General features: G+C 63.6%; 10 protein-coding genes. 9 read left to right on the plus strand and 1 reads right to left on the minus strand.

Annotated features, from left to right (window positions below; all coding sequences use genetic code 11):
- The first annotated feature begins 10 nt into the window (after positions 1 to 10).
- The 7 genes from ACFSGJ_RS09865 to ACFSGJ_RS09895 all read left to right on the plus strand — a co-directional run bounded on the left by ACFSGJ_RS09865 (position 11) and on the right by ACFSGJ_RS09895 (position 5,501).
- Positions 11 to 844: a transglutaminase-like domain-containing protein gene (locus ACFSGJ_RS09865; protein WP_390261206.1), complete on the plus strand. Its 834-nt coding sequence runs from the start codon at positions 11 to 13 to the stop codon at positions 842 to 844.
- Positions 845 to 920: 76 nt separating this feature from the next.
- Positions 921 to 1,382: a hypothetical protein gene (locus ACFSGJ_RS09870; RefSeq protein ID WP_390261175.1), complete on the plus strand. Its 462-nt coding sequence runs from the start codon at positions 921 to 923 to the stop codon at positions 1,380 to 1,382.
- Between the two features lie 269 nt (positions 1,383 to 1,651).
- Positions 1,652 to 2,578, plus strand: a complete 927-nt coding sequence (locus ACFSGJ_RS09875) for a transglutaminase family protein (RefSeq protein WP_390261177.1) — start codon at positions 1,652 to 1,654, stop codon at positions 2,576 to 2,578.
- Positions 2,579 to 3,468: 890 nt separating this feature from the next.
- Positions 3,469 to 3,633, plus strand: a complete 165-nt coding sequence (locus ACFSGJ_RS09880) for a hypothetical protein (protein WP_390261179.1) — start codon at positions 3,469 to 3,471, stop codon at positions 3,631 to 3,633.
- A 200-nt stretch (positions 3,634 to 3,833) separates the two neighbouring features.
- Positions 3,834 to 4,382, plus strand: coding sequence for a hypothetical protein (locus tag ACFSGJ_RS09885; RefSeq protein ID WP_390261180.1), 549 nt, complete (start codon positions 3,834 to 3,836; stop codon positions 4,380 to 4,382).
- A gap of 65 nt (positions 4,383 to 4,447) precedes the next feature.
- Positions 4,448 to 4,864, plus strand: a complete 417-nt coding sequence (locus tag ACFSGJ_RS09890; protein ID WP_390261182.1) for a hypothetical protein — start codon at positions 4,448 to 4,450, stop codon at positions 4,862 to 4,864.
- Positions 4,857 to 5,501: an antitoxin of toxin-antitoxin stability system gene (locus ACFSGJ_RS09895; protein WP_390261183.1), complete on the plus strand. Its 645-nt coding sequence runs from the start codon at positions 4,857 to 4,859 to the stop codon at positions 5,499 to 5,501. Before ACFSGJ_RS09890 ends, ACFSGJ_RS09895 begins: the two co-directional genes overlap by 8 nt.
- A 12-nt stretch (positions 5,502 to 5,513) precedes the next feature.
- Here the strand turns inward: ACFSGJ_RS09895 and ACFSGJ_RS09900 are convergent, their stop codons facing one another.
- On the minus strand, positions 5,514 to 7,058 hold the full coding sequence (locus ACFSGJ_RS09900) for a Fic family protein (RefSeq protein WP_390261185.1): 1,545 nt from the start codon (positions 7,056 to 7,058) through the stop codon (positions 5,514 to 5,516).
- Positions 7,059 to 7,289: 231 nt separating this feature from the next.
- Between ACFSGJ_RS09900 and ACFSGJ_RS09905 the strand changes: the two genes are divergently transcribed.
- Both ACFSGJ_RS09905 and ACFSGJ_RS09910 read left to right on the plus strand, forming a co-directional pair.
- Positions 7,290 to 11,612, plus strand: a complete 4,323-nt coding sequence (locus tag ACFSGJ_RS09905; RefSeq protein ID WP_390261186.1) for a strawberry notch-like NTP hydrolase domain-containing protein — start codon at positions 7,290 to 7,292, stop codon at positions 11,610 to 11,612.
- Complete coding sequence (locus ACFSGJ_RS09910) at positions 11,612 to 12,658, plus strand: DUF7146 domain-containing protein (RefSeq protein ID WP_390261208.1); 1,047 nt, start codon at positions 11,612 to 11,614, stop codon at positions 12,656 to 12,658. Before ACFSGJ_RS09905 ends, ACFSGJ_RS09910 begins: the two co-directional genes overlap by 1 nt.
- The last annotated feature ends 309 nt before the right edge of the window (positions 12,659 to 12,967 follow it).

Here is a 12,967-nt window from a genome sequence, read left to right on the forward strand (position 1 = left end):
CACGTCGGCGCTGCGCATGAATATCGGATGCCGCATCACCCACACCCTGACCCAGCCGACCCCATTGATCGCGTTGCTGAATGTGCATTATTCGCGGTTCGGCGATCTCGAGCGCGCGGATTACCTCGTGACTCAGCCCAGCGTTCCACTCGAAAGCTACCGTGACGGCTTTGGCAACTGGTGTACGCGCATGGTGGCCCCTGCTGGCGAATTCACCCTGACGACCGACGGGATTTTCCGCGATGCAGGTCATCCAGACCCCCATTGCCCGGATGCACGGCAACATGCCGTGGAGGAGTTACCCTTCGATACGCTCGTCTACCTGCTGGGCAGCCGCTACTGCGATACGGACCTGTTGTCCGAGCGCGCATGGGAGCTGTTCGGAAAGACAGACCAGGGCTGGTCGCGGGTGCAGGCAATCTGCGACTATGTGCATGACACCATAACCTTCGACTACATGAAAGCCGACGCAACCCGTACCGCGGCGCAGACATTGGCTGGCGGCTTTGGGGTCTGCCGCGATTTCACCCATCTCGGCATCGCGCTGTGCCGCTGCATGAACATTCCGGCCCGGTACTGCACAGGCTACCTGAGCGAGATCGGCGAACCGCTTCCCCATGCCGAAGACGATTTCGCTGCATGGATGGAGGTCTATCTGGGCGGCCAGTGGTGGGTGTTCGATCCCCGAAACAACAAACGGCGTACCGGGCGTATTCTCGTAGCGCGCGGCAGAGACGCCGCAGACGTGCCGCTGACACAGATCTTCGGGCCGGGAACCCTGTCCGGGTTCGAGGTGTGGACCCAGGAAGTTCACGGCGAAAGGACCGTCACGCCCGACACCTGACCTTCAGGGCCGCAAACCACGTTCGGGGCGCGCGGCAACCGGCCCAGTCCTTTCAACCTTTCCAAGGAATTTTCAGATGACCCTTCAAATCGAAATGACGACCCTTCCGCGCCTGTCAGGCGAGTATCCCATCAATCCTGCGTCACCGAATGATGATTTCGGCGGCCGACCGGCGTCCTGCAAACAGCATGACGCACGCGCCAGAGTCCTTGCCGCCCTGCGGCGATCAAACCTCGCCGGACGCAGCGCCGTTCAGATTTTGCCAGCAAGCAGCAGCGATGGCACCGAAGGCCTGCATCCGGACGGGGAGCCGACTGCACTCTACGTCGAACGGATGTTGGCCGACCCGATGACCCGTCTTGTCATGCTGGCGGATGGTGTGTCGGAACACGAGATCAGGAGCCTCTATGGGACGCGCCTCCCGACGAGGATATGCGGGCGTGTCCGACCTGATACATCGGTCGTGGCAGTGCAGGAGAGGGTCATTCCCGAACCGGGGCCGCGACCGGGCACCCCTCGGCCTGGTATCGGTGAATGAGCCTTGCAGGCGAACATCCTGCTCGGAAGGCTGCCAAGGCACAGGCTTTGGCGCGAAGAGGAAACGGCACGTGACGGAAGGGCACCCCACATTGCGCGAAGATCTGATCGCACCTGCCAAAGCGGACGTGGCTTCAGATCGCTTGTGCCTGTCTTGCCGCAAGACCTTTCCGAGCGAAGGGTTCGGACACCGGATCTGCCCTCGCTGCAAAGGGTCGAGTGCCTGGCGGAGTTCCGTCCAGGATCGCGGCTCGACCGGGCGCCAGCGCGGTGCCCGATCGTCGTGATGTCGCCATGACCCGTCTGTGCATCACCCACAGGACACGCTATCGCTTTCACAACCCGGTGGATCTGGCTCCACACCGGATGATGCTGCGCCCCCGCGAGACACCCGATCTGAGGCTTCTTTCGTTCAAACTCGACATTCGGCCTGCGGCGCTCATCGACTGGTCGCATGACGTGGCCGGCAATGTCGTGGCTTTGGCCAGTTTCCAGTCCAGGGCGCAGGAGCTGGAAGTCCTGTCTCAGTCCCGCGTTGATCTGCGCGCGCCCGTCTGGCCGGTCTTTCCCATCTCGGCTTCCGCAGCATCCTATCCTTTCGTCTATTCGCCCGACGAAAGCACTGACCTCGGCGCGCTCATCCTGCCGCAGTACGAAGATCACCGGCAGCGTCTGCGAGGTTGGGTCGGGTCTATCGTCGCGACGAGGCCGACCGACACGCTGTCCCTTCTGAAGGACGTCAGCAACGCGATCACCACGCAGATCGCCTATCAGGGACGCGAAACCGAAGGCACACAGGGCCCGCTCGAGACGCTGGACCGTGGCTGGGGCACCTGCCGTGACTTCGCCGTACTTTTTGCCGAAGCCGTCCGGACCTTGGGGTTCGGAGCGCGGCTTGTCTCGGGTTACCTGTTCGATCCCTTCGAAAACAGGGTCGGAACAACGGAGGCGGGCGCAACCCATGCCTGGGTGGAGGTTTTTGTCCCGGGAGCGGGATGGATTCCATTCGATCCAACGAACAGGTCCTTCGGTTCCGCAAATCTCGTGTCCGTCGCTGTTGCCCGGAATATTCAACAAATCTCACCGGTTTCGGGCAGTTTCAGAGGCACCAACTCTGATTTCCGCGACCTTGACGTTACGGTGGATGTTCGCGCTGATGACAGTCACCAGAATGCGGACGTGAGCGAAGGAAACTGATGAGGTGAAATCGGAAGACTGTGTTACGGAATTCGCGCATGGCCTTCGAGTATAGTCATTTTGACCTGTTTACCTGCGTCAAAACGCTATCCGTACACCTGATTTTTTTACAGGTTCTGTGCCAACGAATTCTCGGTTTCTTGGCGATACTCTCCCTTGGCCTCGCGGCTCTACCACAACTCCACATCCCCGATGGACTTTGCGTCCGAAGCACTGACGCACCGAACGCGGCGAGATGGAAGAGGGTATGGCTAGCGAAAGCGGCCCGATGTCTGGATAGGGTCTGTTGTGACTGGCCTTCCGATGCTGCAACAACGAAATCAAACAATGTCGACGCGTTCAGTTTGGGCTCGAGGCCGCCTTTCAGCGGTGCAGCGCCAAGCCCGCGTTCGAGGTGGTCTGAATGTCGGCTTGCAACCTCACAGCTTGGAAGGCTCGCTGCTGCGGCGAAGGTCGGCTGTCCGCCCATCGGAACAGATACTCCGAGCTGCGTGGGCGTTTCGGAAGGGCTCATTGGCTCGCCCGACTTCTCCATCTCCAGCTTCACCATACCTTCGTTTCACCCTGCTCGAGCAAGCAGGTGGCATCCCCGACCGGGTCACGATCTTGATAGCCGCGTGGCGGCAAGGCTGGCCGGGCGAAGCATCTGCAGTGGGGGTCTCCGGCGCCTGTCGGATGCAAAACACCACCCCCGCTTCCATTCGCTAACCTTGGTCTGATCCGTCTCTTTGACATTCAACCCCCGAGGGGTCGGCTTACGCATACTTGCCGCCCTCGGGGATTCGGAAAAAGTCCGAACGCCCGAGGGTGAGTGCAGATTCGGTCAGACACGTCGGGCGCCTGTCGCGCGGGGAATGGTCCCCCGCCTCCAGAGACAGGAGCCAATCCCGATGTCCTATGCAGATGCCACCGCTTTCGCCGCCAGCCTTGCCACCACTCTGATGGTCGAGATCGTCGTGTTTCAGGCCGGGGACGGAACCCACGGTGCCATGCCCGCCGACGAGTTTGACGGCGATGAGGACATGGTGAAGCTGGAACTGGATCCATGGGAGTAAGGCGCGAAAGCGTCTCACCCCAAACGGCCCGAGCGCGGAGACCCGCGCTTCGGGCCTTCAGTGCCTCTTGATGGTCCCCCATCGTCGGCAGCGGAACCGGGAACAAGCCCGGTCAGAGAGGAAGAGTCCGGGCCTTTCGGCTGTGACGGGTTGAGGGCTGGAGAGAGAGGCTCACCGGCGCCCGTCATGGAGTGATCCCGATGACCTTTGCCCTTTCCGAAACCTTCCACTCCATCGGCCAGATTCTGGCGGCCGATGTTCTGCCCGCGCTTTATCGGTCGCATAAGCTGCCTCTGCGCATCTCTTGCCTCGGCGTCGCCAGCTATGACGCCAGTGATGCGGCGAGTAGCTTTGACCGCGTGATCCCGCTTGGGGAATGCCCGTCACCGGAGGAGGCCATCCAGGCCGCAGCCTTGCGCCTGTCGCGCGGTGATATTTGCACGGGGCCGGATGGCTTTCCGTATTTCCAGCCGCGCATCATGCTCATTCAGGACCGCGATCATCACCTTGTCCTGGGCGGCGAAATCCGCGCCGGCATTATCCTCTGGCAACAGCCGGTCGCATCCGATGCCGAGGCACGCAGGATTGTGACCGAGGCCAGCCGACTGCGCGGTATGGCATTCCGAGCCTCGGAGCCCGGGGATGCGAGACGGCTGCGTTACCGCGCCGCTGCGCTGGAGGCACGGTTGGTCGATCCCTTCTGGCGCGAGATCGCGGCCGATCTGCTCCGCCTGCCGCAGGCCGCCTGAGCTTCACCCTTTCCATCCCATTTGGCTCGGTTCCACGCCGGGCCATGTCATGCCCGGAGACCATCATGGCCGACTATTTCACACACTTTTCTTGCCTGCTTGACGTGGGCACCCCCGAGCGGGCCGCCCGCGCGCTCGATCTCTACAACGCTCTGGCGGATGACAATGCCGCCGAAGATCCGCCTTCGGACGGGTTTCTGCTCTCCATCCAGCCAGAACATGGTGGCACTCAGCTCTGGATGCGTGATGACGTCACGGGCGATCCCGAGCATGTCGTCCAGTTCGTCAAACGCTGCGCGAAGGAGTTCGGTCTGACCGGCCTATGGGGGATGCAATACGCCAATAGCTGCTCACGCCTGAGGATCGACGGGTTCGGCGGCGGGGCGCACGTCCTCGATCTCGCTACCGGCGAGACGGTGGACTGGATCTATACCGATGGCTGGCTTTCCTCCGTACTGGGGGGAGGCAATCCCTATGAGTGAGGTCATCGAGATCACTGTCTATCGCCTCGACGAGCTTTCCGATGCAGCCAGGGACAAAGCCCGCGTCTGGTATCGTGAGGGTGGCTTCGACGATGACTGGTACGATGCCGTCTATGAGGATTTCCAGCGCGTCGCCGAAATCCTAGGGCTGAACCTCAAGACCCGAACCGTCCGGTTAATAGGCGGCGGCACACGGCAGGACCCCTGCATCTGGTTCCGGGGCTTCTGGAGCCAGGGGGACGGCGCGTGCTTCGAAACCTTCTATGCCTACCGCAAGGGCGCTCCACGCCGGATCAGGGAATACGCGCCGCAGGACACCGAGCTGCACCACATCGCAGATGCCCTGCAAGCGGTCCAGCAGCACAATTTCTACCAGCTTCGCGCCGAGGCCACCCATCGCGGCCATTATTACCATGAGTATTGCATGGGGATCTCGGTCGAGCGCGACAGCCCGTCGTATCAGGGCATGACCGCCGATGATGAGGACACCATAATTGAGGCACTGCGTGATCTGGCTCGCTGGCTCTACCGCCAGCTCGAGCGCGAATACGATTATCTGTCCTCGGATGACGTTGTCGATGAAGCCATCATCGCCAACGGCTACACCTTCACCGAAGCCGGCCAACGGTTTGGGTAAGGAGGCTCGACCTCAGAACTCCTCCTGCAACTCCGCATAGATGGCTTCGATCCGGTCGGCCTCCTCGTCGGTGAGAGCGGCGAACTCCTTCGCTCTGGCGCGTCCGGAAAGCCTGCCATCGTTCTGGTGCAGGAAACGAAACAGCAGGTCAAGCACGCGGTCCGGCATGTCGATCAGGCCCGAGACGTGGGACTTGAACCTGTCATAGGCACGCAGGAACCGGGTCTCTGCTGGCAGGTCATGGTCGATTGTCCGGGCTACGCAGGCGAAGAGGAATTCGGCATGGGGCGTGGCATCGAAGAAGCGATAGAAATCGCCGGTGTCGTTCAGCACCTCGACGTTCCCGCGATCGGTTGGGCGCCAGCTGACATGGGGCAGCAGCCGACGCGAATAGCTCTCGAGGACCTGCCGATAAGCCTCAATCCGCTCGAGGATCACCGCCGACACCGGGAAAACCAGCCCGGGCGGATTGAAGCCGCGTGCAGCAAGCACGTGGTGGATCAGGTAGCGATGGAGGCGCCCGTTGCCGTCCTCGAACGGGTGGATATAGACGAAGCCGAAGGCGAGGCCGGCGGCGGCCAGAACAGGGTCGAGCCTGGTGGCGATATCGCGGTCGAACGCTTCGAGCCCGGCGATCAGCGCGGGCAGGTCTTCATGCCGGGCGCTGACGTGATCGGGCAGGGGGGCGCCGGTCGTGCGGTCGTGCTCGCCAATGAACCCGCCCTCCTGCCGCAGGCCCAGATGGACGAAGCGGGCATCGCCGATGACGATGCGTTGCAGGCGTTCCAGCTCTGCCCGGTCGATTGGATGCCGTCCGGCTTCGCCGATGATCTGGCCCCAGCGCCGGATGCGATCCTGGGGCGGGTTCTCGCCTTCGATCTGAAAACTCGACCGTGAATCCTTGAGCAGCAGGAAGGCCGCCGTGCGCGCCAGCAGATCGGCGGGCACCTCGGCCAGCACAGCGCGGGCTTCGGCTGCCAGATCGCGGGCAATGAAGGCCTCGATTGCCGGAGTGCGGAAGATCATCGGGCAGAAATCGGGGGTGCCGGGCAGGTTGTTGCGGACCCGGTGGCGTGGCGAGGGGGCGCCCTCTGCGTCCCATTGGAGCCTGGCATCGACCACGGGCGCGTAATTGCCGCGCGTGGCGTCGGGCAAATCCAGTGCTTCGCCGAGGAGCCACTCATAGAGGAACCAGATCCTGCGCGCGTAGCTGCCCGTCGGGGCGGCCTCGACAATGGCCTGGATCGGCTCCGGGCCGGTTGCCTTGAACAGCCGCTTGAGAACTGCGAGATCCAGCCCCTCGTAGCGCAGCGCGAAGGTCAGGTGACCGATGAGGCTCGCCTCGGGTTCATGGCGGGGCGTGTAGAGGCGCCAGCCGTCGGCCGCGTAGACCTTGTGACGTGGGCCGATGGCGGAAAGTGTCCGGGGCAGGGGCGTTGCGAGCGCATAGGCATCGATCAGCGCAGCATAGCCCGCAGGTGTGGCCTCCTCGGGGAGCCAGCGCTCGTGAAAAACGGTGACGGCACCTGAAAACGGATTCCTTTGCGCCTGTTCCATGAAATTCAGTTCTTGGTCCCGATGATTGATCTTAAGTGGGTGTATCTCATGAATATCGATTAAAATCAATGAGGCCTTGCGAAAGTTGATGGTGCAGCGCTGTCGCCCTCGGGTCTGCGAGGTGATGGGGCATGAGGTGCCGAGTCAGAGAGGGGCCGGGACGGGTTGAGTCCGGGTGGTCGAGAGAGCGCTGTCCGGGCTTGTCCCTCCCGCTCTCCGAGGATCCCCAACATGAACATCTCGTCCCCCGTGACCGATCCGGTCACGCCGCTCGGCGCCGCACCCGCGATCCTGGCCGCCGCCAATCTCCTCCTTCCCCATCTCGAACGCGGTCAGCGCGTCGATGCCGCGATCCTGCGCGATGCGATGGAGACTGCTTTCGGTGCGTCCGACACCGCCGGCGCCTGGGACTGGAAGCTCGCCTATGAGGCCTGCGAAGTCGCCACGGTGCTGTTCCTGCGCAAATACGGAAAGGCGCTGTTCCGCAAAGTCGCCTCTCCGGCATCCCGGCTCGATGCTCTGGCGAAGATCGCGGGGTTGCTGCCGACGCAGACCCGCCGCTCCGAGGAAAGCCAGACCTTCCAGCAGTTCAGCACGCCTCTGCCTCTCGGTCTTGCCGCGTTGGCGGCGGCCGCGATCACGCCGGACGATGTGGTACTGGAGCCCTCGGCCGGCACCGGCCTGATGGCGATCTTGGCACAGGCTGCCGGCGGCCCGCTGATCCTCAACGAGCTTGCCGAGACCCGCGCAGATCTTCTCTCGTCCCTCTTTCCGGCCTTTCCCGTCACCCGGTTCGACGCCGCCCAGATCGACGACTATCTGACCACGGACGCCATGCCGTCCGTGGTTCTGATGAACCCACCTTTCTCGGTCATGGCCAATGTCCAGGGACGGATGGCGGATGCTGCATATCGTCATGTCGCCTCGGCGCTGGCCCGTCTCACGCCCGGTGGACGGCTGGTCACGATCACCGGCGCGAATTTCGGACCGGAAGCCAAGGCTTGGCGCAACGCCTTCATACGCCTGCAGGACCGCGGCCGCGTGGTCTTCACTGCGGCCATCGACGGAGCGGTCTTCGCCAGGCATGGCACCAGCATCGACACGCGGCTGACGGTGATCGACAAGCTGCCCGCCGACGATCCGTCAGTCTTCCCGGCCTCAGCAGGAACTGCACCCGACGTTGTCACGCTGCTCGGCTGGATCGAAAGCCAGCTTCCGCTGCGTTTGCCGGTGTCGCTGCCGAAGGTCGCTTCTCCCGTGCTGGCGGCTGCCCCGAAGACCTTGCGCGGCTATCTCGCTCGCGCCACAGCGTCCCGACCCCCCGCTGCACCAGCGTCCGATCCCGAGGGGGTGGAGCTCGAGTATGAGACCGTGGACTGGGCGCCGCCCGAGGGCGCGCGCTTGTCGGACGCGATCTATGAGGAATATGCGCTGCAATCGCTGCGCATTCCCGGTACCGAGCCGCACCCGACCAGGCTGGTGCAATCCGCCGCCATGGCCTCGGTCGCGCCGCCCAAGCCGTCTTACCGGCCAATGCTGCCTGCCGATATCCGCACCCGTCTGTCGGACGCCCAGCTTGAGACGGTGATCTATGCCGGTGAGGCCCATGCCGATCATCTTGCCGGTGCCTGGACTGTGGATGAGCATTTCGACAATGTGAGCGCCGCGCCCGAGGATGCTGCCGGATCGATCCGGTTCCGCCGGGGCTTCATGCTCGGTGACGGCACCGGCGCTGGCAAGGGCCGCCAGTCGGCCGGCGTCATCCTCGACAACTGGTTGCGCGGGCGCCGCAAGGCGGTCTGGATCTCAAAATCCGACAAGCTGATCGAGGATGCGCAGCGCGACTGGTCGGCGCTTGGCATGGAACGCCTGCTTGTCACGCCGCTGTCACGCTTCTCGCAAGGCAAGCCGATCACGCTGTCGGAAGGCATCCTGTTTACCACCTATGCCACGCTGCGCTCCGATGACCGCGGTGAGAAGGTTTCGCGTGTCAAGCAGATCGTCGAATGGTTGGGCAGGGACTTCGATGGTGTCATCATTTTCGACGAGAGCCATGCCATGCAGAATGCCGGTGGCGGCAAGGGAGACCGCGGTGATATCGCCGCCTCGCAGCAGGGACGCGCAGGCCTGCGGCTCCAGCATGCGCTGCCGGATGCGCGCGTGGTCTATGTCTCGGCAACCGGGGCCACCACGGTTCACAACCTTGCCTATGCGCAGCGGCTCGGCCTCTGGGGTGGTGAGGATTTCTCGTTCCAGACCCGGGCTGAGTTTGTCGAAGCGATCGAAGCGGGTGGCGTTGCGGCCATGGAAGTGCTGGCCCGCGATCTGCGATCTCTCGGCCTCTATACCGCCCGCTCGCTCTCCTACGATGGGGTGGAATACGAGTTGGTCGAGCATCAACTCACCGATGAACAGCGGCGCATCTATGATGCTTACGCGGCCGCGTTCGCCGTCATTCACAACAATCTCGACGCGGCGATGGAGGCGGCCAATATCACCGGCAGTGAAGGCACGTTGAACCGCCAGGCCAAGTCCACCGCGCGGTCGGCCTTCGAGAGCACCAAGCAGCGTTTCTTCGGCCACTTGCTGACCTCGATGAAAACCCCGACGCTGATCCGCTCGATCGATGCCGATCTGGCGGCCGGCCATGCGGTCGTCATCCAGATTGTCTCGACCGGCGAGGCACTGATGGAACGGCGACTGGCCGAGATCCCCACCGATGAATGGAACGACATCTCCGTCGACGTCACGCCTCGGGAATATGTCGGCTCGTATTTGCAGCATTCCTTCCCGGTGCAGCTCTATGAGCCCTTCACCGACAGCGAAGGCAATCTTTCGTCACGGCCGGTGTTCCGGGATGGTCAGCCGGTCGAGAGTCGCGAAGCCGTGGCCCGGCGCGACGAGATGCTCGAACAGCTCGGCTCGTTGCCGCCGGTTCCAGGCGCGCTCGACCAGATCGTCCAGCGCTTCGGCACGGATGTGGTGGCGGAGGTCACGGGGCGATCCCGGCGCATCGTGTGCATGGGCGAAGGCGGATCGGCCCGCCTGGTCGTCGAGAACCGCGCGCCCTCCGCCAACCTTGCCGAGACTTCGGCCTTCATGGATGACCAGAAGCGCATTCTGGTCTTCTCGGATGCGGGGGGCACCGGGCGCAGCTATCATGCGGACCTTTTGGCGCGGAACCAGCGCCTGCGGGTGCACTACCTGCTGGAGCCGGGCTGGAAGGCCGATGCAGCCATTCAGGGGCTCGGGCGCACCAACCGCACCAATCAGGCGCAACCGCCGCTGTTCCGACCCATCGCCACGGATGTGAAGGCCGAGAAACGGTTCCTCAGCACGATCGCCCGTCGTCTCGACACGCTGGGTGCGATCACGCGCGGGCAGCGCCAGACCGGCGGCCAAGGCCTGTTCCGGCCCGAGGACAATCTGGAATCCGCCTATGCCCGCGATGCGTTGCGCCAGCTCTATCTGCTGATCGTGCGCGGCAAGGTCGAGGGCTGCTCGCTTGAAAGGTTTGAATCCGCCACCGGCCTGAAGCTGATGGACGCGAACGGCATCAAGGACGATCTGCCGCCGATCACCACTTTCCTCAACCGACTGCTGGCGCTGACCATCGAGTTGCAGGGCATCCTGTTCTCGGCCTTCGAGCAGCTTCTGCAGGCGCGGATCGACGGGGCCATTGTATCCGGCACCTATGACATGGGGCTGGAGACGCTGCGCGCGGAGAGCTTCGTCGTTGCCGACCGGCAGCTGATCCACACCCATCCGGGCACCGGTGCGGAAACCCGGCTCCTGACGCTCACCGAGCGCAAGCGAAATCAGCCCATCACGCTGGATGCGGCCTTGGCGGAACAGGATGATCCCCGCGCAAGATTGCTCATCAACGAGCGGTCCGGTCGTGCCGCCGTGCAGATCCCGACCACCAGCGTGATGCTGGATGATGGCGAGATCGAGCGCCGCGTCCGGCTGATCCGGCCCATGGAGGCGATGAACATTCCGGTACGGGCGATGGGCGAAACCCACTGGATCGAGGCCGACCATGCCGACTTCGCCACGGCCTGGAACTCGGAGCTGGAGGAAGTGCCGGAGTTCACCGACAGCATCCTGTACATGGTGACCGGGCTTCTGCTGCCGATCTGGAAGCGGCTGCCACAGGAGACCTCCCGGGTCTATCGGCTCCAGACCGACGAGGGCGAGCGCATCATTGGTCGCCGTGTCTCGCCCGCATGGGCAGCAAATGCCGCTACCAGCGGCGTCGCAACCACCATCACGCCGGACGAGGCCTACACGGCACTCATCGAGGGCCGGACGATCTTCGATTTGGCCGAGGGACTACAACTACGCCGGTCCCGTGTCATGGGCGCGAACCGGATCGAGCTCACCGGCTTCACCGATACCATGCGCGATCGGCTGCGCGCCTATGGGCTCTTCAGCGAGATCATTACCTGGAAACTTCGCTTCTTTGTGCCGGTCGGGGAAGCCGGGCCGGAGATCATCGGCAGACTGCTCGACCATTTCCCGGTCGAGCGCATCTCCGAGCGGGAGGCTGCATGATGGCACGTCTCAACGCTTCCGAGCTGGCGCAGCGTCTCGGCCGAGAGGCCGAGGCTGTTTGCCGCCACTATCTCTCGAACGGGCGCAAACAGGGCAATTACTGGCAGGTCGGCGATGTGCAGAACAGTCCCGGCCGCTCCATGTTCGTCCGTCTGACCGGGCCGGAATCGGGCAAGGGCGCGGCCGGCAAATGGACCGATGCGCAGAGCGGGGAACATGGCGATCTGCTCGACGTGATCGGCGAAAGCCTCGGCCTTATCGATTTTGCTGACGTTGCCGAGGAAGCCCGCCGCTTCCTCAGCCTGCCGCATCCCGAACCGGAGCCACAGTCCCGCAAGTTCCGAACACCGCCGGTACCATCCGGATCGTCCGAAGCGGCACGCCGCCTCTGGCACATGACCCGGCCATTGATCGACAGCCTCGCGGAGACGTATTTACGCGGACGCGGCATTACGGATTTACGCGGAACCGCAAATCTGCACTTCCATCCGAGCTGCTACTGGCGACCCGAGGGGGATGGGCCGACAGAGGCATGGCCCGCCATGATTGCCGCGGTGACCGACCTCGATGGCAGGATCACCGGCGCGCATCGCACTTGGCTCATCCGCGACGGCTCCGGCAAGGCGCCGCTCGATCCGCCGAGAAAGGCAATGGGAGACCTGCTCGGAAACGCCGTCCGGTTTGGCAAGGCGCAGGATGTCATGGCGGCAGGCGAGGGGATCGAGACCATCCTCTCGCTGCGGCAGGCATTGCCGTTCCTGCCGATGGCCTCCGCACTTTCAGCCGGGCATCTCTCCGCCATCCAGTTCTCGCCGCATCTGCGCAGGCTCTATATCGTCCGCGACAACGATCCGGCAGGTAACGCCGCGCGGGACAACCTGGTGGACCGGGCCATTGGTGCCAGGGTCGAGGCCATCACGCTTTCGCCCATGCTGGGAGATTTCAACGACGATCTCGTCAGCTTCGGCCTGGAGGCGCTTCGGGCGCAGATCCGGGTGCAGATTGCTCCTGAGGACGTCGGCCGTTTCATGTCACGCGCGCCATAGCCAGAGAGGGCCGTGATCTGGGATACCCGATCCCGCCATGGGCAAAGGATTGCAGCACCTCGGCAAGAGGTCCGCGCCTTGGCCTTCTTGAGAGGGCGAGCGGCCCACAAGCGCTCCGGCCCGGCAATGGCGGCGCCCGACTGATTTCCGTCGGCGGGCAGGCCCGCCTTTACAGCGCGAAGCATATGTGGACACCCCCTTCGTCAAGTCTTTCCTCAAAGCGCGTCGAATCCGGTTGGGTGCTTGCATATGTCCGGCCTCGTAGTGCGGCCGGTTGGCCGCGGGCCCTGATGATATCCGCGGATCATG

It is taken from the genome of Halodurantibacterium flavum, from assembly GCF_042681825.1.
GTDB classification, from domain to species: Bacteria; Pseudomonadota; Alphaproteobacteria; order Rhodobacterales; family Rhodobacteraceae; genus Halodurantibacterium; species Halodurantibacterium flavum.